This is a genomic window from Pseudarthrobacter sp. S6 (assembly GCF_050156575.1).
In the GTDB taxonomy this organism is placed as follows: Bacteria; Actinomycetota; Actinomycetes; order Actinomycetales; family Micrococcaceae; genus Arthrobacter.
The window spans coordinates 2,288,620-2,314,453 of record NZ_CP189581.1; the positions used below are offsets into that span (position 1 = coordinate 2,288,620).

At 63.4% G+C, this 25,834-nt stretch carries 25 protein-coding genes; 10 read left to right on the forward strand and 15 right to left on the reverse strand.

Annotated elements, in window-relative coordinates; all coding sequences use genetic code 11:
• Positions 1 to 17: 17 nt before the first annotated feature.
• The 4 genes from ACQCS0_RS10925 to ACQCS0_RS10940 form a co-directional block, all read right to left on the reverse strand.
• Complete coding sequence (locus ACQCS0_RS10925) at positions 18 to 1,694, reverse strand: cytochrome bc1 complex cytochrome b subunit (RefSeq protein WP_354156442.1); 1,677 nt, start codon at positions 1,692 to 1,694, stop codon at positions 18 to 20.
• Positions 1,672 to 2,742, reverse strand: coding sequence for a cytochrome bc1 complex Rieske iron-sulfur subunit (locus tag ACQCS0_RS10930; RefSeq protein WP_282331366.1), 1,071 nt, complete (start codon positions 2,740 to 2,742; stop codon positions 1,672 to 1,674). Before ACQCS0_RS10930 ends, ACQCS0_RS10925 begins: the two co-directional genes overlap by 23 nt.
• 99 nt (positions 2,743 to 2,841) lie before the next feature.
• The gene (locus tag ACQCS0_RS10935; protein WP_354156443.1) at positions 2,842 to 3,630 is read right to left on the reverse strand and encodes a cytochrome bc1 complex diheme cytochrome c subunit; all 789 of its coding nucleotides are present in this window, start codon (positions 3,628 to 3,630) and stop codon (positions 2,842 to 2,844) included.
• Between the two features lie 87 nt (positions 3,631 to 3,717).
• Positions 3,718 to 4,392, reverse strand: coding sequence for a cytochrome c oxidase subunit 3 (locus ACQCS0_RS10940; protein ID WP_426939771.1), 675 nt, complete (start codon positions 4,390 to 4,392; stop codon positions 3,718 to 3,720).
• Between the two features lie 111 nt (positions 4,393 to 4,503).
• On the opposite strand from ACQCS0_RS10940, the gene trpD reads away from it, so the two are divergent.
• Entirely contained in the window at positions 4,504 to 5,562 is a 1,059-nt protein-coding gene (gene trpD, locus ACQCS0_RS10945; protein WP_354156445.1) for an anthranilate phosphoribosyltransferase, read from the forward strand.
• 64 nt (positions 5,563 to 5,626) lie between these two features.
• Here the strand turns inward: trpD and ACQCS0_RS10950 are convergent, their stop codons facing one another.
• Together ACQCS0_RS10950 and ACQCS0_RS10955 are read right to left on the reverse strand one after the other, a co-directional pair.
• A complete protein-coding gene (locus tag ACQCS0_RS10950; protein WP_056340053.1) occupies positions 5,627 to 5,908 on the reverse strand; it encodes an Lrp/AsnC family transcriptional regulator in 282 nt (93 codons plus the stop codon).
• A gap of 120 nt (positions 5,909 to 6,028) precedes the next feature.
• Positions 6,029 to 6,424, reverse strand: coding sequence for a DUF3054 domain-containing protein (locus ACQCS0_RS10955; protein ID WP_354156446.1), 396 nt, complete (start codon positions 6,422 to 6,424; stop codon positions 6,029 to 6,031).
• Between ACQCS0_RS10955 and ACQCS0_RS10960 the strand changes: the two genes are divergently transcribed.
• The 4 genes from ACQCS0_RS10960 to ACQCS0_RS10975 all read left to right on the forward strand — a co-directional run bounded on the left by ACQCS0_RS10960 (position 6,423) and on the right by ACQCS0_RS10975 (position 10,296).
• Entirely contained in the window at positions 6,423 to 6,563 is a 141-nt protein-coding gene (locus tag ACQCS0_RS10960; protein WP_354223251.1) for a hypothetical protein, read from the forward strand. The genes ACQCS0_RS10955 and ACQCS0_RS10960 overlap by 2 nt on opposite strands.
• Before the next feature lie 711 nt (positions 6,564 to 7,274).
• Positions 7,275 to 8,456 carry a type III polyketide synthase gene (locus tag ACQCS0_RS10965; protein ID WP_354156447.1) on the forward strand — a complete coding sequence of 394 codons (1,182 nt, stop codon included), beginning with the start codon at positions 7,275 to 7,277 and terminating at the stop codon, positions 8,454 to 8,456.
• A 12-nt stretch (positions 8,457 to 8,468) separates the two neighbouring features.
• Positions 8,469 to 9,161: a class I SAM-dependent methyltransferase gene (locus ACQCS0_RS10970; protein ID WP_354223253.1), complete on the forward strand. Its 693-nt coding sequence runs from the start codon at positions 8,469 to 8,471 to the stop codon at positions 9,159 to 9,161.
• Positions 9,154 to 10,296, forward strand: a complete 1,143-nt coding sequence (locus ACQCS0_RS10975; protein ID WP_354156449.1) for an NAD(P)/FAD-dependent oxidoreductase — start codon at positions 9,154 to 9,156, stop codon at positions 10,294 to 10,296. Before ACQCS0_RS10970 ends, ACQCS0_RS10975 begins: the two co-directional genes overlap by 8 nt.
• A gap of 39 nt (positions 10,297 to 10,335) precedes the next feature.
• Here the strand turns inward: ACQCS0_RS10975 and ACQCS0_RS10980 are convergent, their stop codons facing one another.
• Positions 10,336 to 10,755 carry a nuclear transport factor 2 family protein gene (locus tag ACQCS0_RS10980; RefSeq protein WP_354156450.1) on the reverse strand — a complete coding sequence of 140 codons (420 nt, stop codon included), beginning with the start codon at positions 10,753 to 10,755 and terminating at the stop codon, positions 10,336 to 10,338.
• A 59-nt stretch (positions 10,756 to 10,814) separates the two neighbouring features.
• Between ACQCS0_RS10980 and ACQCS0_RS10985 the strand changes: the two genes are divergently transcribed.
• Positions 10,815 to 11,480 (forward strand): peptide deformylase, encoded by a 666-nt coding sequence (locus ACQCS0_RS10985; protein WP_354156451.1) that lies wholly within the window; start codon positions 10,815 to 10,817, stop codon positions 11,478 to 11,480.
• A 20-nt stretch (positions 11,481 to 11,500) separates the two neighbouring features.
• On the opposite strand, the gene ACQCS0_RS10990 is transcribed toward ACQCS0_RS10985, so the two are convergent.
• Positions 11,501 to 13,498, reverse strand: a complete 1,998-nt coding sequence (locus tag ACQCS0_RS10990; protein WP_354156452.1) for a S9 family peptidase — start codon at positions 13,496 to 13,498, stop codon at positions 11,501 to 11,503.
• Between the two features lie 100 nt (positions 13,499 to 13,598).
• Between ACQCS0_RS10990 and ACQCS0_RS10995 the strand changes: the two genes are divergently transcribed.
• From ACQCS0_RS10995 to ACQCS0_RS11010, 4 genes are all read left to right on the forward strand, one after another.
• A complete protein-coding gene (locus ACQCS0_RS10995) occupies positions 13,599 to 14,486 on the forward strand; it encodes a putative RNA methyltransferase (protein ID WP_354156453.1) in 888 nt (295 codons plus the stop codon).
• 102 nt (positions 14,487 to 14,588) lie between these two features.
• Positions 14,589 to 15,053 (forward strand): NfeD family protein, encoded by a 465-nt coding sequence (locus ACQCS0_RS11000; protein WP_354156454.1) that lies wholly within the window; start codon positions 14,589 to 14,591, stop codon positions 15,051 to 15,053.
• Between the two features lie 32 nt (positions 15,054 to 15,085).
• Positions 15,086 to 16,036: an SPFH domain-containing protein gene (locus tag ACQCS0_RS11005; RefSeq protein ID WP_354156455.1), complete on the forward strand. Its 951-nt coding sequence runs from the start codon at positions 15,086 to 15,088 to the stop codon at positions 16,034 to 16,036.
• Positions 16,037 to 16,284: 248 nt separating this feature from the next.
• Entirely contained in the window at positions 16,285 to 16,632 is a 348-nt protein-coding gene (locus tag ACQCS0_RS11010; RefSeq protein WP_185260564.1) for an RNA polymerase-binding protein RbpA, read from the forward strand.
• A 142-nt stretch (positions 16,633 to 16,774) separates the two neighbouring features.
• On the opposite strand, the gene ACQCS0_RS11015 is transcribed toward ACQCS0_RS11010, so the two are convergent.
• The 7 genes from ACQCS0_RS11015 to ACQCS0_RS11045 form a co-directional block, all read right to left on the reverse strand.
• A complete protein-coding gene (locus tag ACQCS0_RS11015; protein WP_354155706.1) occupies positions 16,775 to 17,518 on the reverse strand; it encodes a polyprenol monophosphomannose synthase in 744 nt (247 codons plus the stop codon).
• Between the two features lie 117 nt (positions 17,519 to 17,635).
• Positions 17,636 to 19,291: an amidohydrolase family protein gene (locus ACQCS0_RS11020; protein WP_354155707.1), complete on the reverse strand. Its 1,656-nt coding sequence runs from the start codon at positions 19,289 to 19,291 to the stop codon at positions 17,636 to 17,638.
• Between the two features lie 62 nt (positions 19,292 to 19,353).
• The gene (locus ACQCS0_RS11025; RefSeq protein WP_354155708.1) at positions 19,354 to 22,263 is read right to left on the reverse strand and encodes a DEAD/DEAH box helicase; all 2,910 of its coding nucleotides are present in this window, start codon (positions 22,261 to 22,263) and stop codon (positions 19,354 to 19,356) included.
• Between the two features lie 24 nt (positions 22,264 to 22,287).
• Positions 22,288 to 23,082: a twin-arginine translocase subunit TatC gene (gene tatC / locus ACQCS0_RS11030; protein WP_354155709.1), complete on the reverse strand. Its 795-nt coding sequence runs from the start codon at positions 23,080 to 23,082 to the stop codon at positions 22,288 to 22,290.
• Positions 23,083 to 23,130: 48 nt separating this feature from the next.
• On the reverse strand, positions 23,131 to 23,406 hold the full coding sequence (gene tatA, locus ACQCS0_RS11035) for a Sec-independent protein translocase subunit TatA (RefSeq protein WP_193342811.1): 276 nt from the start codon (positions 23,404 to 23,406) through the stop codon (positions 23,131 to 23,133).
• A 32-nt stretch (positions 23,407 to 23,438) separates the two neighbouring features.
• Positions 23,439 to 23,792: a hypothetical protein gene (locus tag ACQCS0_RS11040; RefSeq protein WP_354155710.1), complete on the reverse strand. Its 354-nt coding sequence runs from the start codon at positions 23,790 to 23,792 to the stop codon at positions 23,439 to 23,441.
• A gap of 10 nt (positions 23,793 to 23,802) precedes the next feature.
• Complete coding sequence (locus tag ACQCS0_RS11045; RefSeq protein ID WP_354155711.1) at positions 23,803 to 25,788, reverse strand: WYL domain-containing protein; 1,986 nt, start codon at positions 25,786 to 25,788, stop codon at positions 23,803 to 23,805.
• Between the last annotated feature and the right edge of the window lie 46 nt (positions 25,789 to 25,834).

Genomic DNA, 25,834 nt, shown 5'->3' on the forward strand with positions numbered 1-25,834 from the left:
CGTTACTGCTATGAGTGTTAGTGGCTGAGGCTCTTCTTGGTTTCCTCGCCGGCCTCTACCGCAGGGGCGTGGTGGCCGTGGGCGGCCTCCAGCTCTACAGGCGTGGCCGGTGCAACACGGTCCTCGAAGAACCACCTGGACAGGAAAGCACGCTGTTTTTCCTTGCGCGTCACAATGCCGTGGTCGTTCGGGACCGCGGGCAGCGGCGAGGGTGATTCGAAGCCAACGAGCTTGTAGCGCTTGTACTCATCCAGCGGCGCATGCACCTCGATGAATTCGCCGTGCGGAAGGCGGACAATACGTCCTGTTTCCCGGCCGTGGAGCGCGATCTCGCGGTCCTTGCGCTGGAGTGCGAGGGCTACCCGCTTAGCAACGACAAACGCGATGACCGGGCCGACGAAGAACAAGGTGCGGAGCCAGTACGTCACATCGTTCAGGGACACATGGAAGTGTGTTGCGATGAGGTCCGAACCAGCGGCTGCCCACATCACGCAGTACCAGACAAAGCCGGCCACCCCGATGGCGGTGCGGGTGGGAGCGTTCCGCGGACGGTCCAGGACATGGTGTTCGCGGGTGTCCTTGGTGATCCAGCTTTCGATCCACGGGTACATAAACATCACCGTGAACAGAATGCCGGCGGGCACCAGGGCGGGCAGTAGAACATTCAGCGTCAGGGTGTATCCGAAGATGACGTACTCGAAGTGGAAGTCGCCGATGACACCAGGCATAAGCCTCAGCGCGCCGTCAACAAACCCGATGTACCAGTCAGGCTGCGTACCGGCCGATACAGGGGAGGGGTCGTAGGGGCCGTAGTTCCAGATCGGGTTGATGGTGAAGAAGGCGGCCATCAGGGCAATGACACCGAACACGATGAAGAAGAAGCCGCCCGCCTTGGCTGCGTACACGGGACCGAGCGGGTAGCCAACAACGTTGCCGTCGTTGCGGCCCGGGCCGGGGTACTGGGTGTGCTTGTGGACAACCACCATAAAGAGGTGCAGAACGATCATCAAGAGGATCAGCGCAGGGACGAGCAGGATGTGCAGCATGTAGAGGCGGCCGATCACAGCCGTTCCCGGGAATTCCCCGCCGAAGAGGAAGAAGGAAATGTAGGTTCCAACGACGGGGATGGCCTTGATAACACCGTCGATGATCCTCAGTCCGTTGCCGGAGAGCAGGTCATCGGGGAGGGAGTAGCCGGTGAAGCCGGCTGCCATGGCGAGGATCAGCAGCACGCTGCCGACAACCCAGTTCATTTCACGTGGTTTGCGGAAAGCCCCAGTGAAGAAAACTCGCAGCATGTGCACGCCGATCGACGCGACAAAAAGCAGCGCGGCCCAGTGGTGGACCTGGCGCATAAACAGGCCCCCACGAACGTCGAAGGAAATATCCAGTGAGGAACTGTACGCCACGGACATCTCGACATTTTTCAGCGGCAGGTATGAACCGTCGTAGCGGGTCTCCGCCATGGACGGATCAAAGAAGAAGGTGAGGAAGGTGCCCGAAAGCAACAGGATGACGAAGGAATAGAGGGCGACTTCACCGAACATGAATGACCAGTGATCGGGGAACACCTTGCGTCCAAATTCACGCAGCATTCCTGATCCGCCCACGCGCGCGTCAACAAAGTCAGTGATGCGTCCGGCTTTAGTCTTGGCGACGAAGGCGGGGGCTTCAGCTCTTGATGCTCCGCTCATGCTCATCACGCTCCCAGTAACTCGGTCCTACAGGTTCATTGAAGTCGCTGGTTGCGACCAGGTAGCCCTCGGCATCCACTGCAATAGGCAGCTGCGGGAGGGGCCGGCTGGCCGGGCCAAAGATCACTTTGCACTCGTTCGTAAGGTCAAAGGTGGACTGGTGGCACGGGCACAGCAGGTGGTGCGTCTGCTGCTCGTACAGAGCAACGGGGCAACCGACGTGGGTGCAGATCTTGGAATAGGCAACGATTCCGTTGTAGCTCCAGTCTTCGCGGCCCTCGGAGGGGTTCAGCGAAGCGGGGTCAAGGCGCATCAGCAGGACTACTGCCTTGGCTTTTTCGTTCAGTTTGCCTTCGTGCAGTTCGTTAAGGCCCTCGGGAATCACGTGGAAGGCTGAACCGATGGTTACGTCAGAGGCCTTGATAGGCGTGCCGTCGGGATCGCGGGTGAGGCGCTTGAGCTTGCCCTCCTGCGGTGCCCACATCGTGTGGGACAGCGCACGGTCTGGGCGGGGGCCGAGGTCACCGAAAACCGCAATTGCGGGGAGCGGTGCCAGGGCCATAGCTCCGAGCAGCGTGTTGCGGATGAGGGGGCGGCGCTTGATGCCGGTCTCCTCCACGATGTCATCCACGATCCGGACGGCCGCCAGGCGGTCTTCTTCGGTGCGGATGGGATGGCGCTCCTCGGAGACTTCATGGTCCGGCATCAGGGCTTTGGCCCAGTGCACAATACCGGTGCCGATGCCGAGCATCGCAAACGCGGTGCCGACGCCCAACAGGGCGTTCTGCAGCCGGATGGTGGCGATGCTTGTGCCCTCGCCCAAGTCGATGGCGAAGTACGCCACCAGGAAGATCAGGGTGCCGACAACTGACGCGCCGAAGAGTACGGCGACCTGCCGTTCTGCACGCTTTGCGGCCTTCGGGTCCGTGTCGGCCAGGCGCAAACGGTGCGGGGGAATTCCAGGATCCTGGAACTTCTCCACCTCATTCTGACCAGCCGTAGCTACGGTGCCCGAGTGGTTCGGACTGCCGTCACTATGGTTGCCCATAATTCGCCTCATCCTTCTCTCGTCCCGGCGTCTGCCGGGTTAGTTTTCAATTTCAAACTGCTGACTGGGCAGCAGAAGTTCTTAATTTTCCCGTTTCGCCTAAGACGTCCGGGAAGTAAGCCAGATGGTGAACGCGATGATGACACCCAGGCCTGCAATCCAGACAAAGAGTCCTTCAGCCACCGGGCCCAGGGCGCCGAGGTCAGCGCCCCCGGGAGAGCCGTTGGCTTCGATCTGCTTCAGGAACGTGACAATGTCGCGCTTGCCCTCGGGGGTGACGTTTGCGTTATTGAAGACGGGCATGTTCTGCGGTCCGGTGACCATCGCTTCGTAGATGTGTTTGCCGGACACATCGGCAAGGGCGGGAGCGAACTTGCCGCGGGTAAGTGCACCGCCGGCGGCCGCCGCATTGTGGCACATCGCGCAGTTCACACGGAAGAGCTCGCCACCCTTGGCGGCGTCACCCTGCTCATCAAGCAGGTGCTCTTCAGGAATTGCCGGGCCGGCTCCCAGGGAAGCTACGTAGGCTGAAAGCTGGTGGGTCTGGTCATCGTTGAACTGGGCCGGCTTTTTGTAAGCCTGCGGACCGTTCATCTGCATGGGCATCCGGCCGGTACCGACCTGGAAGTCAACCGCCGCAGCACCGACACCCACCAGTGACGGGCCATCCTGGCTGCCGCTCGCGCCCATGCCGTGGCAGGTGGCGCAGTTCGCGGCGAAAAGCTTTTCGCCCTCGGCAGTGTCATTGGCGCTGAAGCTGGTGCTGGATGCCTTGGCCTGGTTGACGGTAGTGGCAACGGCGTACAGCCCACCAGTGATGAGCAGTCCCATCAGTAGCAGCGCGATTACTGCGAGTGGGTGACGCCGCTTTTGCGAGAGAGCCTTCACGTGGTGGTTCCTTTATTCGATCGTGCGCCGGCTCCGTGAGCCGCTTCTTGAAATTCTGCCTCTTGTAGAAAAGGAATCAAAGCTTGACTACTTCAGTACGTAGATGACCAGGAAGAGGCCGATCCAGACAACATCCACAAAATGCCAATAGTAGGACGTGACGATCGCGGAGGTTGCTTCGAAGTGGCCGAACTTCTTTGCTGCGAACGAGCGTCCGATGATGAAGAGGAAGGCTATGAGGCCGCCGATGACGTGCAGGCCGTGGAAGCCGGTGGTCATGTAGAACGCTGAACCGTACGCGTTGGATGAGAGCGAAACGTGTTCTGAAACAAGCATCGCGTATTCAGTTGCCTGGCCGGCGACGAAGAACGCACCCATGATGAAGGTCAGCGTGAACCATTCGTTCATACCCCAGCGGGAGAACTGGAACGGACCGCCTGACTTGCGGGGCTGCAGCCGTTCGGCGGCGAAGACGCCCATCTGGCAAGTAAAGGAACTGGCCACGAGGACGATCGTGTTGACGAGCGCAAAGGGGAAGTTGAGCTTTGCTGTCTCTTCCGCCCACATCTGTCCGCTCGTGGAGCGCAGCGTGAAGTACATGGCGAAGAGACCGGCGAAGAACATCAACTCACTGGACAGCCAGACTACGGTTCCGACAGAAACCATATTGGGGCGGTTCAGCGTGGGGTGCGCCGGGGTACTGGGGGCATGGGTCGCAGATGTCACATAGACATTATGTCCATAAAAGTCCGTAGTTCCCAACGCAAACCGCCTTTTCAATGGACTTTTTCTACAAAGACGCGAAATCACTGCGAAAAGTTCCAGGCGGCCTTCACATTGGTCAGGTCCTAGGTGGCTCGATAGCATCAGATGGTGACTTCTCAGGCAACCGCGCCGGCGGACAGCAACACTTGGCCACGGCTCATATCGGCTCTCATCAACGGTGCTGACCTTACAGCGGGCAATACCGCTTGGGCGATGGACAGAATCATGTCAGGGGAGGCGACCCCTTCGCAGATTGCCGGATTCCTGGTTGCCCTCAGTGCCAAGGGTGAAACCGTGGACGAAATCTCGGGCCTGGTGGACGCAATGCTGCGCCATGCAACACCCATCGACATCCCCGGCGAGAAGCTGGACATCGTTGGTACCGGCGGTGACCAGCTGAACACCGTCAACATTTCCACCATGTCCGCCCTCGTCGCTGCTGGCGCTGGAGCGAAAGTGGTTAAGCACGGCAACCGTGCAGCGTCTTCGTCCTCCGGATCGGCCGATGTACTCGAAGCACTGGGGGTCAGGCTCGACCTCCCGGTGGCTCAGGTGGCCCGCAACGCGGGTGAGGCTGGAATCACTTTCTGTTTCGCCCAGGTGTTCCACCCGTCTTTCCGTCACACAGCCGTGCCCCGCCGGGAGCTCGCCATCCCGACCGCTTTTAATTTCCTGGGACCGCTGACCAACCCTGCGCGGGTGCAGGCGTCAGCCGTGGGCGTGGCGAATGCCCGGATGGCTCCGCTGGTTGCGGGCGTCCTGGCGAAGCGTGGTAGCCGCGGCCTGGTTTTCCGTGGCAATGACGGGCTGGACGAGCTGACGACAACGGGTCCCTCCACCGTTTGGGAAATCCGTGCGGGCGCGGTCGCCGAACTGAATTTTGAACCGGCCGAGCTGGGCATCCGTCCCGCAACTGTGGCGGAACTCCGTGGCGGGGACGCTCAGGCGAACGCCGCCGTCGTACGAGATGTCCTTGCCGGCAAATCCGGTGCAGCACGTGATGCTGTGCTGCTCAACGCAGCCGCTGGACTGGTGGCTTTCGATGAATCGTCCGAGGGCCCGTTTCTGGAGCGTATGCGTTCGGCGCTTGCCCGGGCCGCGGAATCGATTGATACCGGCGCTGCGGCCGCGGTCCTCGATAGGTGGGTTGCACTGACGCAGCCTTGACCCGTTTACAAAAGGCGCGGGCCGGCTGTGATGGGCGGGTCCGCTTCATTTTGGGGAAGTGCTCCTACTGTTCGAAGCCGAGCGCGAATGCTGCGTCGAGATCGTGCTGGGAGTAGGCACGGAACGCAATGTGCGTGGTGGTGTGAACCACCGCGGGTACTTTTGAGAGCTTGTCGGCAATGACGTCAGCCAGATCCTCGTGCCGGGCGACGCGGGCAACGGCGATAAGGTCCCATTCGCCGGTGACGGAATAGACCTCGCTGATGCCTGGGATCGCGGAAATTTCCTCGGCGGTTTCCGGGATGCGGGCGGCGTCGGTCTTGATCAGAACGAATGCGGTGATCACTGTTCAATCCTTCCGGATCTGTTGGCCGTAGCTGTGCCCGGCAAGACTCTATGGTGATGCCAGCCTATTACATGGGCGGTGTCCATCAGGTGCGGCCCGGACGCAGGGCCGGCAGCGGTGTCACGACTTTCGAAGCCTGCGCGCCAGTGCAAGAAGCGCCCGGTAACCCACAAGGAGAAGCCCCAGGCTCAAGAGCGCAACAACCACGAAGGCCAGTACTACGCTTTGTCCCGTCAGCGCCCTCAGGATCATGCCGCCGGCTACGGCGCCAAGCCAAACCATGACGCCGGTTGCCATGGACAGCGGACGCCGCCAGGCCCGGCCCGCAAACCAGGCGATGGCGGCTCCAGCCAGGAACGGCCATGCCGTGAGGAAAACTCCTGTGACGATGTCGCCGCGCTGGTGGGCATCCCTGCCGATCGCCGCGAAAACCAAAATCAGGAAGGCATCCGCCAGGGCGGCGGCAATAATGGCCTGCCGGGGAGCTCGAATGGACAGTTTGGTCTCGGAATTCATGGCTTCGAGCCTAACCCAGCGAGGGGGGGGCAGCCCGGTCCTGATGCTTGGCGTGCGGCTCTTGCTGGAGCGCGGCGCGCCGTCGTCGGTCCTCTATCTGGCGGTGGAGGACGTCCGGGCGATCATCAGCATCCTTTAGGGCAGGGGAGTGGGGGTAATTGCGCTGCTTGATGTGTCTTTCACCATGGCGACGCTGCCCTGGGTCCGGCAGGAACCGATGAATAGATGGCCTTCATCCGCGACTCGGAAGGGAACACAGTGGGTCTGGTCAGCCGGCATCCTCCGGCCGTTGTGCGGGGGAGCGCCCCGGGCTAGGCGCTAGCCGGACGGGAGTAACATGCAAAAGATTTCCACGTGCCTGTGGTTCGCAAAAGATTTCCACGTGCCTGTGGTTCGAAAAAACAGGCCGATGAGGCTGCCGGGTTCTATGTGTCCCGCTTCGGCGATTCCAGGATTCTGGACGTCTCGCGGTTCGACGACGGAGGCCATAAGGCCAGGCGCTGTTCTGCCCGGCGTACCTATACGCTAATCCCTGTAACGGCGTAAACTTCGGCGCTCAAGCTCTCGAAACCTGGGACCGCGCATCACCGGGTCCTAATCTGCAAATTCTGCAATCGGATCACATATAGTTGACATAATGTAGATTATCGGCGCTTAGAGTACCGGAGCAGACGTAGCGGTGTGAACGTGACGAATACAGCGTTTTCGCAGGTCAATCAAACTTTGTTGGATTTCCATAAGTCAGCGCCGGAGCCCATTTTAATGTCCGAAACACCGTGCGGCGGCACAAAAGCCGGTCCCTGAATGCACAGCCATTGTCTAATCCCGCGTGCTCGCCAAGAATGAACCAATGACGGTCTACCTGCGTTCACTTGAAACTGCTGTTCCGCCGACTGTGCTGGTCCAGGCCGAAGCCCGTGAAGTTTTCGCGGCCCAGCCGGGCCTGACCAGGTTGGGTTCGCGGCTGGTGAACACTTGTTTTGATTCAGCCGCCATCGACACCCGCCATACCGCGGTCGATGAAATGACCATGGCTTTCCGCGCGGACGATCCGCAGTTCTTTGATCCCGCCACGGGCCTGCTCCTGAACCCCACCACCAAGGTGCGCAACGAGATCTTCGCCCGGGAGGTCACTAAACTCTTCATCGAGTCCGCCCGAGCTGCCGTGGACGCATGCCCGGACTTGTCCTTACTTGACATAACCCACGTCGTTACCGTTTCCTGCACAGGGTTCTTCAACCCCGGCCCTGACTATAAGATCGTCCGCGCGTTGGGGCTGGACCCGGCTGTCCAGCGTTATCACCTCGGATTCATGGGCTGCTACGCAGCTTTTCCGGCGCTGCGGGCCGCCAAGTCCTTCTGCGAAGCAGATCCGCAGGCCGTTGTCCTGGTGGTCTGTGCCGAGCTGTGCTCCCTGCACGTCCGGACGTCCAACGATCCTGACACCATCATGGGTTCGGCGCTTTTCGCCGACGGGGCGGCGGCAGCCATCATTACGTCCCGGAATAATCCGGATGCTCCTGCGCTGATGCAACTGGACCACTTCGAAACCGTCCTCACGCCTGTGGGCGAAGAATCCATGGCATGGAACATCGGTGACCATGGCTTTGAGATGGTGCTGGGCAACTACGTACCCCACATCATCGACGACCACATCATCGGCGCGCTTACACCGCTGCTGACCCGGGATCCCTCGCTGTGTGGACTCCCCTACCGGGACATCCGCCATTGGGCCATCCATCCCGGCGGCCGGAGCATCCTGGACAAAGTCCAGACGCGCCTCGACCTCACGGACCAGCAACTCGTTCCGGCACGGGATACGCTGCGGGACTACGGCAACATGAGCAGCGCCACCGTGCTGTTTGTCCTCCGGCACATCCTGGAACAGCCACAAGTGGAGGGTGAGGAACGCATCTGCTCCATGGCATTCGGCCCCGGACTCACGGTGGAGACCGGGCTCTTCACGAAACTCCGCCAGGCAGCTACCGGGAAGCGGGCGGTGCAGCCAGAGGCGGCCTCGTCGCTGGTCTGACCGTTGTCCCCGATGCGGCAAAGGGCTGCGGACGCAGTGGAAATGATGGACCTGCCGGACTGTGATCCCACCAAACTGGAGCTCACGTACCGGCAATTCGAACTGGTGAACCGGCTCTTCTCCGGCTGGCGGCAGCTGTACTGCAACGAGCTTCGCCCTCTGCTCTCCCACGACTCTGAAACCACGCTCCTCGACATAGGATGCGGCGGTGGGGACCTGGCACGCCAGCTCGCCCTCTGGTCTGCCCGGGACAAACTGCTGCTCGACGTCACCGGCATTGACCCGGACGCCAGGGCATACAGCTACTCGTCACGCCGCCCCCACCACGTCTCAGTCCGGTTCCGCCAGGCGGACAGTGCCCACCTGGTCCGCGAAGGCCGCCGGTTCGACGTCGTCATCTCGAACCACGTCATCCACCACCTCCAACCAGCGGACCTGGCTCAGCTCCTGGCAGATTCGCAAGCCCTGGCGCGCCGGATTTCCGTGCACAACGACCTCCGCCGGAGCATTGCAGCCTACGCACTTTTCTCCCTGGCGGCCCTCCCGTTCCGCGGCTCGTTCATCCGTAAGGATGGCCTGACGTCAATCAGGCGCAGCTACACCCCGGCAGAACTCATCGCCGCCGCTCCCCCGGGCTGGCACGTGGAGCGCCGCTCCCCTTTCCATCAGGTCCTCCTGCACGATCCGGACCATCCCGATGGCTGACGTGGTGATCGTCGGCGGCGGACCCGTGGGTCTGTATCTCGCCGCCCTGCTGCTTCAGGAAGGCGTCGCGGTGAGGGTCCTTGAACAGCGGCTTCACCGGGAATCCCACTCCCGGGCCATCGGCATCCATCCCCCCGCCCTCGCGGCACTGGACAGGGCAGCGGTGGCCAGCGCCATGGTTGATGCCGGCGTGCAGATCCGCGGCGGTATTGCGGTCAGCGGGGGAAAAACCGTGGGGTCAATGTCCTTCGCATCCGTTTCGGAGCGCTTCCCGTTTGTCCTGTCCCTCCCCCAGGTCACAACGGAATACCTGCTGGAGCGGCGGGTAGACGAATTGGACAGCACCGCCTTGGTCAGGGGTGCCAGGGTGACGGAAATAGCGGACGACGGCGGGCTGGTAACCGTGCACGCTGAGGCCACCAAAGCGGGCGGTGCCGACGTCCGGATCACCTCTCGCCTTGTGGTCGCCGCCGACGGCTCACGGTCCCGGATGCGCGGTCTGCTGGGCATCCGGGCCACGTCCCGAAGTTATCCCGACCACTACGTGATGGGTGACTACGCAGATTCCGGCGCAAATCTGCACGAAGCCGTCCTGTATCTCGAAGGCGAAGGGATAGTGGAATCTTTTCCCCTGCCGGGCGGTCTGCGTCGCTGGGTGGTCAGGATTCACCGGCCCGCCGCGGTCCCGGACGCGGTCGAACTGGTACGGGTGATCCACCGGCGCACGGGGATCCGGCCGGACCCGGCCACCAACATCATGCTCAGCAGCTTCAGCCCCCGGTCCACGGTGGCGCGCCGATCAGTCGCGGGCCGGGCGGTCTTGGTTGGTGATGCGGCCCATGAAATAAGCCCCATCGGCGGCCAAGGCATGAACCTGGGCTGGCTGGACGCGGCGGAACTCGCGCCGATCATCTGTGCTTCCCTGGCGGGGAAACCGGTGGGTCCGCGCCTGCATGCCTATTCCACCCGGCGTCGGAAGGCCGCCTCGGTGGCGCGATGGCAGTCCGAAGTGAATATGACGCTGGGGCGTCCGCTGGCGCCGCCGTTCCTGGCGTTGAGGAACGGCGCAGTCAGCGCGGTGTCCGGGATCCCGCCGGTCAACAGGCTGGTGGCCCGTCGGTTCACCATGCAGTGAGCCCGCACCGGACGAGGCCGCCAGGCAGTGCCCGCCGGTTCAGGAGTGCACAAAATAGCAGTCGTAACTGTCCTGGCTGATGATCAGGCCGTCCCGGACTTCAAAGACCGACGACGTTCGGGCGCGAATGGTCTCGCCGGCATCCCAGTACCGCAGGTCCATCAGCGTCCTCGCCGACCAGTCGGCCTCCACCACCACGCGACCGCCTTCGCAGGTGGTGCGGCGGCTTTCGAACTTCTGGTCCGCCACTACTTCGCCGCTTTGGTCGAGGCCGGCCATCGCCTGGTCCCGCGTCCGCGTGGAGCCTTCAGCCGCAAGCAGATGCGGCGCCTCGACCAGTACGAAGTCCGCGGCGAGGAAAGGCCCGATGGCCCCGCCGTCGCCGCCGGCTTCCAGGGCCCGGATAAATTCCAGGACAACGTCCAGTGCGTTGGTTTGGGGCGCAATCGGTTCAGCCATGGCATCGACATTAGCCGACTCCGCCGACGCCGTGCCGAGTCCGCCGCTAGGCTTTCCGCATGACAGCCGTATCACCGTCCACTTCATTCACTCCTGCGCACCTGAGGGAACGGGTGCAGGAAATCCTGGCCGCGGGATCGCTGCCGCCCATCGTCCAGGCCGGAAATCCCGTACTCCGCCAGCGGGCTGCGGCCTTCGACGGCCAGATCAGCGCCGGCGAGTTGGACCAGTTGATAGTCCTCATGCGCGAAGTGATGCACGATGCCCCTGGCGTGGGGCTGGCCGCCCCGCAACTCGGAATCCCGCTGCAGCTGGCAGTCCTTGAGGACCAGTACGACGTCGACCCGGAGACCGCTGTACTGCGGCACCGTAGCCCGTTGGAGTTCCTCACCATCATCAACCCGCGCTTTACGGCTGTAGGAACGGAAACATCCGCGTTCTTCGAGGGGTGCCTCTCACTGAGCGGCCTGCAGGCAGTGGTGGTCAGGCCTGAACGGGTGTTGCTTCGATTCGACAGCCCCGCCGGCTTGGCGTCGGAACGGGAATTTGAGGGGTGGCAGGCGCGGATTGTGCAGCACGAAACCGATCACCTTCATGGCACCTTGTACGTTGACCGGGCCGAGTTGAGGTCCTTGAGTTCCAACGCCGAGTACGCCGCCAACTGGGCCGAGCCGGGGATCGGAAAGGCCCGTGCCGCCTTGGGATTCCTGCCCGGGAATCCCTGACACATCCACGCGTCACCGCGTCATTCCGGCGGTACGGCTGCCGGATTCGCGTCGGTCGGGAGGAACCGGGCCCACCATCGCAGGATGTGCTCGAATCGCTGCCGCCGGTGCAGTGGCCTGCCTGACCGGGATAGTTCATGATCCTCACCCGGGAATACGAGCAGCTGGGCTTCAACACCGTGCCACTTCAGTGCCGTGAAATATCTCTGGCCCTGCTCCAGCGGACACCTCAGATCGTTTTCGCTGTGGATAACCAGCGTAGGAGTTTGCACTTTGCCTACGTGTTCGATCGGGCTTTGGGCGGCGACCTCCACAGCCGAATTGCCGAGATACTCGCTGCCGAAGTACCAGCCAATGTCGGCGGAGCCCTCGAAGCTGACCGGGTCCAGGAATCCGCGCTCCACGATGGCACCCTTGAACCTGTGGTGGTGCGCTATGGTCCAGGCGGTCAGGTATCCGCCGTACGAGCCGCCCATGATGCCTAGCCGGCCGGCGTCCAGCGCCGGAAATCTGGCCAGGGTGCCGTCCAGGAACGCGAGGACATCCTCCATGTCATCGGTGCCAAAGCGGCCCTTGATGGCCAGTCCGTGTTCCCGGCCATAGCCTGCAGAGCCGCGTGGGTTGCACATCAGTACGGCGTACCCGGCAGCCGCGTAGACCTGGGCTTCGTCGAACAGGGCGACAGTGAACTGGGCGAAGGGCCCGCCATGGATGTTCAACAGAACCGGGTACGGACCCTTGCCTGCAGGCCTGACCAGCCAGCCATGGACGGGATACCCCTCGGACGCTTCGACGGTTACTTCCTGCGGAACCACAATGTCCGCCTGCGTCCTCAGAATGGCCGAAAAGTCTGTCAGCAGCCGCAACTGCGCGTCGTCGAGCACTGCAACGTCCCCATGGGTGGACGGATCGCTGAACACCACGAGCAGCGAACCACCTGCCCAGGCAGCCCCCGTCACCACCTTGTCACCGTGCACCAGCAGGGCATGCCCGCCCGTCGCCCCCAGCTCGAGGAGCTCAACAGTGCCCTGCGCAACGTTCAGTACCAGCGCCCGGTCCGGGCCGCGGAGCTCAATCCGGGCACCCGGGGCTGCCACGTCCATCAGATCAGGGTCGGTCAACGCAACCGGCACGCCGCCGTCGGCTGCGACACAGTACAAAACGGCGTTACGTGCCACAAAATCCCGGCCCGTGCTCCCCAGGTCCCGGGCAATATAGAACAGCCATTTGCCGTCCCGCGACTGCCGGACCTCCGTGACGCTTTGAGGTGCAGCTGCTCCCTGATCCACCGGTACGGGGTTGCCGCCGTTGACCGGCACCCTATAGATCAGGGTGGCCAAGTCGTCATCGTTCTCCGGCGGTGCTGCCACAAAGTAGACGGCCGATCCGTCTGCACTGAAAACCCCGGAGCCGGTGTCCGTGGCGAGCGATGTCAGCTGACGGGTTGCTGGTAGGTGCGGAGCGGCCGGGGTTGTTTGCGGCTCACCGCCAAGTTCCGGGACGTCCACGATGAACAGCTGCTGCGGCTTGTCGCGTGTGTAGCCAACCCCGTTCAGCCTGTACTGGTAGGAGGAGATCAATCGTGGTTCCTCCGCCTCCGCGGTGATGGCCTCGCTGCTGCCGTACCGTCCGGCGTCGGGTTCGCGGGAGCTGAAAACTATCCGGTGCGAGTCTGGAGACCACGCGAAGGACTCCACTCCGAGCAGCCTGCAGGTTACGACCTGGGGTTCGCCGCCGCCGGCCTCCACCACAACGAGCTGCGCTTTCGACGACGGTCCGCCTGTCCGGAGGAAGGCAAGGACCAGCCCGTCAGGAGAGAAGGCAGGGGCGGTATCCCGAAAGCCCCTGGTAATTCGCCGCGGCAGCTGTTCCTGGTTCAGCGGGATGTTCCACAGCTGGCCCACGTAGGAATCAGTGTTGAAATCCGGTCTGGTTACCGACACAACAGCACGGCTGCCGTCCGGGTGGACGGCTGGCGCGGAGACCGAATTGAGCAGCGGGAGGTGTTCTGGCTTCACCCACGTGAGCCTAACGTGCGGCTTTCCTCCAGGCGAACACCCGGCCGGAACGCTGCCGCGGTCGCCGCCGGGGCCCGCTCCCCACCCTAAGATGGTCCGTATGCCATCAAGCCCTCGCCCTCCGCTGCGCTGCCCGTTGTGCGGCGCCGCACTGAATGCCCAGGGCGGCGCAGCTGACGCTGCCCGCAAGGCCCTGGTCTGCGGGTCCGGGCACAGTTTCGATGCGGCGAAGCAGGGCTACTACAACCTGCTGGTGGGCAAGGGGACAGTCTTCGAATCCGATACCGCCGAGATGGTGGCTGCCCGCTACGCCTTCCTCGACGGCGGGCACTACCGTCCTCTGGCAGACGCCGTCGCGGCCGCCGTTGTGTCCGGGCTAACCCCTGGCGAAGCCTACACAGTCCTCGATTCGGGCACGGGGACCGGCCACTACCTCAGGGTGGTGCTGGATGCGGTGCAGCGGACTACGAACAGTTGCACCGCCGTCGCGCTCGACATCTCCAAGTTCGCGCTCCGGCGCGCCGCGCGCCTCAACCCCGAGGCCATCAGCCTCGCCTGCGATGTGTGGCAACCTCTTCCGGTGGCCGACGCCGCCGTCGACGCCATTACGGTGATCTTCGCTCCCCGCAATGCCGCCGAATTCGCCAGAGTCCTCCGCCCCGGCGGGAGACTGGTGGTGGTGACGCCGCGCGCCGGACACCTGGCTGCCATCGCCGTCCAGGCAGGGATGCTGTCCATCGAGGACGACAAGGACACACGGCTGTCAGAATCCCTCTCGCCGCACTTCGTCGCCGAGTCCACCCGGGACCTGGATATCCAGATGATGCTTACGCCCAGCGAGCTGGCTGACCTGGCCTTTATGGGTCCGGCCGGGCACCACCTGGACCGCATGGCCATTGCCGCCAAAATCGGCAGCGGCCACGTGTCCCCACAGGTGGAGGCACGATTCCGGCTCACCGTCTTCGGCCTGGTACCGTCTGCACAGTAACGACTTGAGCACGTTCAAGCGCCGCCCCGGATGCAACCTGCCGTCCTGCTTTCCGGCAGACTAGGATAAATAGACAGGTACCGGAAGGTCAAGGGGCACGGAATGTTTGAATGGCTCGGCGAAAACTGGTGGGCACTGTGGCTCACAGCCTTCCTCGCGTTCGCAGTGATCGAAATGATCACCCTTGACCTGTTCTTCATCATGCTCGGCGGCGGAACACTTGCCGCGCTCGTCGCGGATTTCGCCGGCGCTGACCTGTGGCTGCAGATCGTGGTGTTCTGCGTCGTCTCGCTGCTGATGATCGCCTTCATCCGCCCGGTCGCGCTCAGCCATCTGAAAAAAGGACCCGCGGACCAGCGCACCAACATAGACCGCCTCATTGGCGAGCAGGCCCTGGTGATGGAAGCAGTCAGCTCCACCGGCGGCCTCGTCAAGATCGGGGGCGATGTCTGGAGTGCCAGGTCCTCCGGCGGCGTCCTGCCTGCCGGCCAGAAAGCAGTGGTCTCGGCCATCGACGGCGCCACGGCAGTTGTCGCCGCACCGCCGGAGCAGTCCGCACAGTCATAAATACAGCCTAACAATTGGGGAATGGGAGACGTATGGATAATGCAGGAGGAGCCGCCTTGGCCATTGTGCTGGTGGTCCTGATCGTGTTCGTGATCATTGTTTTGGTCCGCTCAGTGCGGATCATCCCGCAGGCGAGGGCCGGTGTCGTTGAACGGCTCGGTAAATACCAGCGGACCCTCAACCCGGGACTCACCATCCTGATCCCGTTTGTGGACCGGCTCTTGCCGCTCCTGGACCTGAGGGAGCAGGTGGTGTCCTTTCCGCCTCAGCCGGTCATCACCGAAGACAACCTAGTGGTTTCCATCGACACCGTGGTGTATTTTCAGGTCACTGACCCGCGCGCTGCCACGTATGAAATTGCCAACTACATCCAGGCCGTGGAGCAGCTGACCACTACCACCCTGCGTAACGTTGTGGGCGGCCTGAACCTGGAAGAGGCGCTCACATCCCGCGACCAGATCAACGGCCAACTGCGCGGTGTATTGGACGAGGCAACCGGCCGCTGGGGCATCCGCGTCTCGCGCGTGGAGCTCAAGGCCATTGACCCGCCCCACTCCATCCAGGACTCGATGGAGAAGCAGATGCGGGCCGAGCGAGACCGCCGCGCTGCGATCCTCACCGCCGAAGGCACCAAGCAGTCTGCCATCCTGACGGCTGAAGGCCAGCGGCAAGCATCGATCCTCGCGGCAGAGGGCGACGCCAAGGCAGCCATCCTTCGTGCAGACGGTGAGGCGCAGGCCATCCAGAAGGTCTTCGATGCCATCCACAAGGGCAACCCCGACCAGAAGCTGTTGGCTTACCAGTACCTCCAGACGCTTCCGAAGATCGCAGAGGGCTCATCGAACAAGCTCTGGATCATTCCCAGCGAAATTGGTGAGGCACTCAAGGGCATCGGCCAGGCACTGGGGGGCACCAATCCGGACCCGAGCGCCGGCGTCAGCGGGCTGTTCGACGAGGAACCCGCCAAACAGCCTGGGTCCTGACCGGGATCTGCCTCAGACGGGCCGGGAGGGGATCCGCGATTCGTCGCGGGTCCCCTCCCGTTTTGCGGCTTGGCCTCACGCCGGTATAATTGAGTATTTGTCCGGTCGGACCAGATCCGCTGGAACAAGAATGCTTCGCAATGCGTTGAATCATATGATGCAGCACAGTGCACACAGTAGTCCGGGGCGGTTATGCCGGTCCGGCTTGCGTGGAGTCCTGCTCCGCGAACCGACCAGAGGGAGAAAACATGAGCGATCGCAGCCTGCGGGGTATGCGTCTTGGCGCGCAGAGCATGGAGACCGAGTCCGGCGTTGAGCCGGCTCCGCGCCAGCGTGTCGAATACCGGTGCGAGGACGGCGAGCAGGTCTTCGTGACGTTCTCTTCAGAGGCTGAAATTCCTCCTGTGTGGGTTTCCAAGACCGGCAAGGACGCGCTCCTCGTTGACGGAGAGCGTCCGGACACCAGCAACGAAAAGGCTGTCCGAACCCACTGGGATATGCTCCTGGAGCGCCGTTCCCTTCCGGAACTGGAGCAGATCCTCGAGGACCGGCTGACCATCCTGCGCGAACGCCGTGGGGAACGGCGCACGGCCTGACCCCAAGCGGCGGTCAAGGCCCTCGGCAGAGGCCAAGCGTCATGGCCTGACGCGAGCTGAATGATTGAGAAAGGGCCGGCCCGGCAACGTGATCACGTTGCCGGGCCGGCCCTTATCTTTTTGTCCTAGCCGCTGCTGCAGGTCAGCCCTGTGCCGGATCTTTCTTGCCTGTGAGCTTGTTCCAGCGCGCCTGCAGGCCCCACCGGGTGACGTTGACCATGGCCTCAACAACAATGTTGCCGCTCATCTTTGACGCTCCGAGCTCGCGCTCCACGAACGTAATAGGGCGCTCCTCGATTCGGAGGCCCAGCTTGGCTACACGCCACGCCAAGTCAACCTGGAAGCCGTAGCCCACTGAATCGACCAGGTCAAGATTCAATTTTTCCAGCGTGGTCCGCCGGAACGCGCGGTAGCCGCCGGTGACGTCCTTGATCTTCAGGCCCAGCATCAGCCGGGCGTAGGTGCTGCCAACGCGTGAAATCGCCTGCCGGTACAGCGGCCAGTTGACCACGCTGCCACCGGGAACCCAGCGGGATCCCATGGCAAGGTCCGCGCCCTGTTCAACGGCTTCCAGCAGCTGGGGAAGCTGTTCGGGCTGGTGTGAGCCGTCCGCATCCATTTCCACCAGCACGTCATAGCCGGCCTCGAGCCCCCATTTGAACCCGGCAATGTATGCGGCTCCCAGCCCTGCCTTGCCTTTGCGGTGCAGGACGTGGACTTGCGTATCCTCGCCGGCAAAGCCGTCAGCAAGCTGCCCGGTGCCGTCCGGGCTGTTGTCATCCACCACCAGAACGTCGGAAGCCGGAACGGCTGCACGCAGGCGTTGCAGGGTCTTGGGCAGCGATTCCAGCTCGTTGTAAGTAGGAATGATGGTGAGGACGCGCACAAAGGGCCTTCCTGGACGGGAGCGGTCGGAGCGGCTGAACTGCGGCGTAATAGCTGGCGGTCAGGCGCAACTATCTATTATAGGGCGCTTTGTTGGGGCGCTGGCCGTTGTCTGCGGTCAGGACCGCAGTGCGGCACTGGAATACAGCTCAATGCCGTCCCTCACCGTCTGCAGGCACACCGGGTCCGCGCCGGTGTCCATTGCCGGGAGAAGCGGCGTTCGGGCCCGCGGATCCGTGCTCCAGGACTGGACCCGGCCGTCCGCCACCTGGACCATGAGCTCCTCAACTTCCCAGACGGCGAAACTTGCTGGTGCGCCGGGAACCAGTTGCCCGGCCATGGGATTGTGGTACTTAGCTGCCCGCCACCCCGCGCGGGTGTGGCCCAGGAATGCTGCCCGGGCAGAGATCCGTTCAGCGTGGTTGTGGTGGTCCAGGCAGGCGCGGACGCTGGACCACGGGCGGAGCGGTGTCACGGGGCTGTCGCTGCCGAAGCTGATCGGGACTCCGGCAGCGTAGAACGAGGCAAACGGGTTCATGGACCGGCTTCGGCTCCCCAGACGCTGCGCATACATTCCGCCGGCGCTCCCCCAGGCAGCGTCGAAGCCTGGCTGGGCGCTGACGGTGACGGCGTAGCGGCCCAGTTGCTGAACTGCGTCGGCGTCTGCCAGTTCCACGTGCTCGAAACGGTGGCCGGCTGCACGGATCCGCTGCTCCCCTACTTCGGCAGCAGCGATTTCCAGAGCCTCCAGCGCGGCATCAAGTCCAGCGTCGCCGATGACGTGGAAGCCGCCCTGAATGCCCAGCAGCGAACAGGCCGCCAGGTGGGCGCCGGCCTGCTCCGCCGAGACGTACAGGTTGCCCCGCTCCTCCGCCGCGTCGCTGTAGCCGGACCTCAGGGCCGCTGTCCTGGAGCCGATGGAACCGTCAATGTTCAGGTCGCCTGCCAGGCCGCGCACGGATACCCCCAGGTCATCCAGCAGCGCCCTGGCCTGCTCCTCCGAGGTGGCCAGTTCGCCCCAATACGGCAGGATCTCCGGCATGGCCTCGCCGGAGGCTGTGTTCCATGTGGCGGCCAGGCGCAGATCAGAAACTCCGCCGATATGTGGCGCGGCCATCTCCGCCAGTGCCACGTAACCGTTCTCGGCCGCTTCGGTCAGGGCGCGCCGCTGGTAGGCCAGCAGGCTGGCCTCCGGGAGCCGCCGTGCTTCCTGGCGGGCGGCCGTATGGGCGGCCCGTTTCACCTGTGAACCTGTGGTGTAGCCGTCGAGACCGCCAAGCCCGGCGGCGGCAGCCAGCGAGGATGAAACTAACGCCGAATGCGCATCCACCCTGGCCAGGAACACCGGCCTGCCGCCCGCCGCCTGCTCAAGTTCCTCGGCCGCCGGCAGGGCAGGGTCCTCCCACGTGGATTCATCCCAACCGTGACCCAGCAGGGGGCCGTCGCCTTTGGCTGTGGTCACTGCATCGAGCAATTGCCGGGCCGAGCGGATCCCGCTCAGCTGGAGGGAACCCAGTGCGATGCCGGTTTCGGTGAGGTGGACGTGGGAGTCAACAAACCCCGGCGCGACGAGGGCTCCATGGAGGTCGATGATTTCCATGGAGCTGTCGGCAATGGAGGAGGCCGCCTGCTCTGAGCCGACCCAGGCAACGGTGTCGCCATCAACCAGCATGGCAGTGGCGAAGGGGTCCGCTGCCGTGTAGACCGAGCCGTTGCGGTAGAGGACCACCTTCCGCTCGTGCGGTGCGGGCGTGGTGGAACGTTCAGTGGTCATGCGGGCGAAGCTCCTGGGGCTAGTGGGAAGAATTTGGGGTGCCAGTAGATCAGGCGGGTTCATCAAAGTACGGAAGAGTAGGCCACGACGCCGCGGCGGATGAGCGAAATTGCTTCTGCACAAAGCCTGGACACGCGCGGATCCAGGCCGGGAATCTTGGCGAGCTGGTCGAGAAGATCGATGACCTGTTTGACCCAGCGGACAAAGTCGCCCGCCGCCAGGTCTGTGCCGTTCAGTACGTCCTGGAGGTGCCGACCCTTGGCCCATTTGTACATGGGCCAGACCAGACCCAGCTCGGGTTCAGCGGTCAGCGGCAGCTTATTTGCCTCTTCCACGTCCTCCAGGGCCGACCATTCCCGGATCACCACATCCACGGACGATTCAAGCGAGACGCTGGGCATCCGCGGGCGGAGGCCCCTGTCCTCCCGTTTGGCCTGGTAGACCAGGACGCTGGCCAGGGCTGCTACTTCGACGGCGTCGAGGTCGTTGAGTGCGCCCAGCCGCAGTGCTTGCGAAATCAGCAGGTCTTTCTCGCCATAGATCCGGCGGAGCCGCTGGCCGTCCGGGCTGATGGCCAGGCGAGCGTCAGCTCCTGCTTCCAGGTAGCCGTAGGCGGAAAGGACGTCGCAGACACGATCGAATGTTTTGGCAATGGTGTTGGTCCGGCCCTGGATCTGCCGGACCAAGGCATCCGTCTCCCGGCGCAGCTTCCACCACCGCTCGGACCAGCGTGCGTGGTCTTCACGCTCGCTGCAGCCGTGGCAGGGGTGGGCGCGGAGTGCCCTGCGAAGTTCCGTGATGCGTTTTTCCTGATGTGGTAATACGGATCCCAGGCCAAAGTCGGTGCTGCGGCCGGGTGCCGGCGGGCGGTTCTCGCGCAGCGCATTCCGGGCCGACGATGCGAGGTCACGCCGCGACTTGGGGACCTTCGCGTTGAACGACTTCGGGATCCGGATCCGCGTCAACGGCGCGATGGGGCCTTCAAGGTCCTCCGTGCCGATTCGCCTGAGCTGGTTGTCGAGCGTGAGGATGGCGGGCCGTGGTTCCCTGCCGCTGTGGTCCGAGCTCAGCACAATCGCGGGCCCGGGAGCCCGCCCGCCCGGGACATCCACCACGTCGCCGGGCATCAGCCGCGCCAGCGAGTCTTCATTCAGGGACTTGTGGGCGCGGGACTTGCTGCGCGAGGTGACATTTTCGGCGTCGGACAGTTCACGGCGCAACCGGGCATACTCGGTGAAGTCCCCGAGGTGGCAGGTCATGGACTTCGCGTATCCGGCGAGGGACTCTTCGCGGCTGCGCACCTGCTTGGCAAGTCCGACAACGGACCGGTCCGCCTGGAACTGCGCGAACGAGGACTCAAGGATTTCCCGCGCACGGGCGCGGCCAAACTGTGCCAACAGGTTGATGCTCATGTTGTACGTCGGCCGGAAGCTTGAGTTCAGCGGATAGGTACGCCTTGAGGCGAGGCCGGCAACGGCGGCCGGGTCCGTGCCCGGCTGCCAGAGGACTACCGCGTGGCCTTCGACATCGATGCCGCGGCGGCCCGCGCGGCCGGTCAGCTGCGTGTACTCCCCCGCGGTGATGTCCACGTGAGCTTCACCATTGAACTTGTCGAGTTTTTCCAGGACCACGGAGCGGGCAGGCATGTTGACGCCCAGTGCCAGCGTTTCGGTGGCAAACACAGCCTTGACCAGGCCCTCAACGAAAAGCTTCTCGACCACTTCCTTGAAGGTGGGAAGCATACCGGCATGATGGGCCGCGAAACCCCGGAGGAGGCCGTCCCGCCACGTCCAGAAGCCGAGGACGTCCAGGTCATCGGACGGGATGTCCTGCCCGGCCTCGTCAACGCGCATGGCGATGATCTGCTGCTCTTTCTCCGTGGTCAGCCAGAGTCCGGAAGAGACACACTGGGCAACAGCGGCATCGCAGCCTGCCCGCGAGAAGATGAACGTGATGGCTGGCAGGAGGTCCTGCCGGTCCAGGCTCGCGATGACCTGGGGCCGGCTGGCCTTCCGGACAGTGCCGGGCTGGGCGCCTTGCCGGGGGCGCTCCTCTGTCCGTTGCCGGTGCTGCCGGCGCTGGCTCCGGCCGCCGTGGCCGAAGCGTCCGGTGAAACTTTGCTGGCACTCGCTGCGGGCCATCCTGAGCAGGTCAGGATTGACCTCGAACCGCTGGCCGTCGGCGTCTTTGGTGGCTGCGGTGAGCTGTTCCTGGACCGGTATCGGAGCTCCGGTCTCAGCGTCCGCGGGCGGGGCGATCTCGTCGAAGGTGGTTTCGCCGGCGAACAGGTCCACGATGTCGCGGCCCACCATGACGTGCTGCCAGAGGGGAACCGGCCGGTGCTCGGAAACGATGATGTCGGTGTCGCCGCGCACCGTATCCAGCCACGCGCCGAATTCTTCTGCGTTGGACACTGTGGCGCTGAGGGAAGCTACCTGGACTTCACTGGGGAGGTGGATGATGACTTCCTCCCATACGGCACCACGGAAGCGGTCCGCGAGGTAGTGGACTTCGTCCATCACCACAAAGCCGAGGTCATCCAGGGTTTCGGAGTCTGCGTAGAGCATGTTCCGTAGGACTTCCGTGGTCATGACCACAACGGGGGCGTCGCCATTGATGCTCGTGTCCCCGGTCAGGAGGCCGACGTTTTCCGCACCGTACTTTTCGGAAAGCTCCGTGAACTTCTGATTGCTTAGTGCCTTGATCGGCGTTGTGTAGAAAGCCTTAAGGTTTCGTTCCAAAGCCAGGTAGATGGCAAATTCGCCCACGATGGTCTTGCCGGCACCGGTGGGGGCAGCCACCAGCACTCCCTTGCCCTCCTGCAGGGAGCGGCAGGCGAGGCGCTGGAATTCGTCAAGTTCAAAATCGAGGGTGCGGACAAACCCGCCGAGGTAGGTGCCCGCTTCGGCCGTGCGTTCCGCGCTGGCCCGGTAGCTTTCAGAGGGCGAGAGTGGCCCGGAGATAGAGGACATGCCTCAAGCCTAGTGCGCCGGGCGCTACAGGTTCTTCAGTTCGTTGCCGGGCGTAGCGATGTCGGCTGTCGCGTCCGTCTCAGCTGCCTGTTTCGCCTCGCGCTTGTCACGGCGCTTGTCGTTGAAGATGCACAGCCCGATCGCCGCGAAAAAGAGGATCAACAGCGGCGCAGCAAGTAGGAACATGGACAGCGCGTCCGTGCCGGGTGCGGCCAGTGCAGCAAGGACAAAAACCAGGAAGACGATAATCCGCCAGGCTTTGAGGATAGTCCTGCCCCTGACCACGCCAGCCATGTTGATGCCGACGAGGATCACGGGGACCAGGAAAGAGATCCCGAGGATGAGCAACATCTGCGTGGCAAACGTCAGGTAGTCGGTGGCCGAGATGTTGTTGGCACCGGTCGCGGGTGTGAACTGCAGCAGCGCCCTGACCACGGTGGGGAACACGAGCCAGGCGACAAACACACCAGCCAGGAACAGGGGCACAGCGGCCGCCATAAAGCCGAGCGTGTAACCGCGTTCCTTCTTGGTCAGACCCGGCGTGATAAAAGCCCACACCTGATAGATCCAGATAGGACTGGAAATAACCAGCCCTATCTGGATGGCAATCTGGATCTTGAACGCGAAAGGATCTGCGATGGTCGCAAAGTTCAGGACCGCGGTCCGCCCCGTATCCCGGGCAATTGAAACCAGCGGGTCCGACAGGCTGGCGACAACAGGGTCGTAAAGGAACCAGCCACCCACGCCGGCGAGCAGCACGGCAATTGCCGATTTGATCAGCCGGTTCTTGAGCTCCTTGAGGTGGTCCCAAAGAGCCATCCGCCCCTCAGGGTTGGACTTACGGCCCCGCGTCACTGCCACTTCGGGTTAAGCGCGGGTCGACGGCGGAACGTCAGTGCCGTCGGTCGGCTCACCGGGCTTCGCCGGCGGGTGGTTGATGATTTTTCCTTCCACCGGGCCGGAAGCCGTGTCGGTGGTATCGGTTTTGCCGTCGTTCTTCATTTCCTTGACCTCGGACTTGATGATCCGCATTGACTGGCCAAGGCTGCGCGCCATGGCAGGGAGTTTGGGCGCGGCGAAAAGCAGCAGCGCAACGACGATGATAATGACAATTGGCCACGGGCCATCAAAGAGTCTTCCCACGGGAAATCCTTTCCTCTTACAACATCCTACGTCTAACTGAGATTGAGATCGCGAAGTGACTGGGGCTGGCCCCGGTCTCGCCTCCGCTGGATCCGCCTCTGGCGGCGGTCCTCCCGGCGGGATGACTTGGACGCGTCGTAATCATGACGCATCTGCGCCGGTGAGGCAAAAACAGCGGCACCCGGCTGAAACGATTCTGTCGGCCGTAAGCCGTCATCTGCCTTGGTCGCTGCCGGTGCAAGATGTGACACTTTGGTTCCGGCGGCACCCAGATCCTTCATGACCAACATGAACTGGCGGTAGAGCCGGATGCCCAGAAGGACATAAAAGAGCAGGGAGAGCGCAATCAGCGCAATCCAGATCAGGATCCAGGACCACCAAGGCATGCTGACGAGTCTAGCCGCCGTACCGGTCCAGGGCCGCCTCGATCCACTCCAGCGACGCCGCCCCAAGCTCGGAAGGTTCAAGAATCCTGACGGCCCCGCCGTGCTGAGCCACGAACATGGGCAGCCAGGCCGTGCTGCCGAACCGTATCTCGGCAACAAGGCCGCCGCCGGGAAGAGCTGCCACACGTTCGGCGTAATAGTCGTCCGCCAGGCCGGCGCCCTGCCTGGTGAGCTGAACGAGGACCGTGGTGTCGTCGTCATTGGGGGTGAACAGCTTGGCCGGGAAGCTTTCCCCGGCTCGGACCTGAGTGGATGCGGAACGTCCGTTCGGGTGGACCGCCTGGACCCTGTCCAGCCTGAAGTTCCGCAGCCCCTGGGCCGCATGGCAGTAAGCCTCGAAGTACCAGGTGTCATCCAGGGAATACAGGCGGAGCGGATCCACGTCACGTTCTGAAACCTGGTCGCGCTGGGCGGAAAAGTACACGAGCCGCAGCTGCGACCGCTCCTGGATGGCCCCACGGACAACGTCAAGGAGGGCCGAATCAGCGGGCCCAACTTCCGGACCGGCAAGCGAACCTGCCCGGAGCCCTTCTTCGCCGGCCGCTGCCATCAGCTTAAGGGTCACGGACTCCAGTGCGCCGCCCTCGGCAAGTTCGGGAAGCCCGTTGAGCGTCTCAAGCCCGGTCAGCAGCGCACAGGCCTCGTCCACAGTAAACCGGACCGGTCTCTTGAGATCCAGGTCCTGGGTGATGTAAACGTGGCCCTCTTCCCAATGGATGTCCAGGAGGTCGTCCGGGTATCCCTCTGGAAGTCCGGAGCAGATGAGGATCCGCAGGTCGCTTTCCAGCTCCCCGGGCGTAACATCAAAGCGGGCCGCGACATCCTTGATGTGGAGGCCTTGGTTGTGGACCAGGAACGGAACCAGCTGCAGCATGCGTTTGAGCTGGTCCTCAGAGGTTCGTTTGCGGACGGCGCGGCCCCGCGGTGCATGGGCAAACAGATAGACGGGGCCGGGAGCGGCACAGAAGGCGGCCGCGTTGCGCAGCCGGTGCCGCACAGCAGTCACGAGCTCGTCGGGAGCATGTGCCACAGCGTCGGGGCCGTAGGAGGCAAGCTCCTCAGCCAGTACCTCAACGTCCCTGAAATTGACCTCCAGACGTTCGTAGCCGGCGTCGAGCGTTCCCGAACTCCCGGCGGGAACCGGTGTGGTGCGCCGTCGCAGGCCGCGGTGGCGGCCCTCCCGGACATCCACGACGGCGGTCCGGAGCGGCAGTTCCGGAAGCCGGTCCAGTTCTGCGCGGACATTGAAGTTCGGCGGCGCCGAGTAAGATTCCTTCTCCAACACCGTGACGGGGCCCGTGAACCGGGAAAGCCTGAAGTGGCGCGGCGCCTGGCGTGAGCGATCGTAGCCGGTCAGATACCACTGGCCAAAGCGGCTGCCGAGGCCCCACGGCTCCACCACCCGTTGCTCTTCCTTACCGGTGGAACCTGCCAGGTAAGGGAAGCTGACGGGGTGCTGGGCGTGCATGGCCGCCACCACGTCATCAAAAGCCTGGCCCGCCGGCCGGATCCGCGGCTGCACGCCGACGGGAAGTTCAACGTCGGACAACGTGCCGGAGGCCTGGAGCTTGCGCAGGGCGTTGGCGGCGGCGGTTCCCAGGGCGGCACGCTCCCACAGCTGGGACGCCAGCAGGAGGACGGTCCACTCCCCCGGGCTGAGCTGCACATCTGGCAGCCGGTTCGATTCCTTGCCGATGCGGTAGCGGGTGGTGGCCGGGTCATCTTCGCTCCAGCCGTGGTCCGTCACGGTTTCCACATCGAAGCCGAACTGACGGAGGTCATTCTTGTCCCGCTCAAACATCCTGCCGAAGGCCACGTCGTTGCCGGACGTGTCGTGGTAGACCTTAGCCCGCAACTCTGCACGGCGCAGGCCGTATTTTGTGTTCAGGAGGGCGATCAGAAGATTCAGCAGGCGTTCAGTACGGGAGACGGACACGCTGGCTACGATACTAAACTCCTTCGTGGAAAGCAGAAAGCGCGGC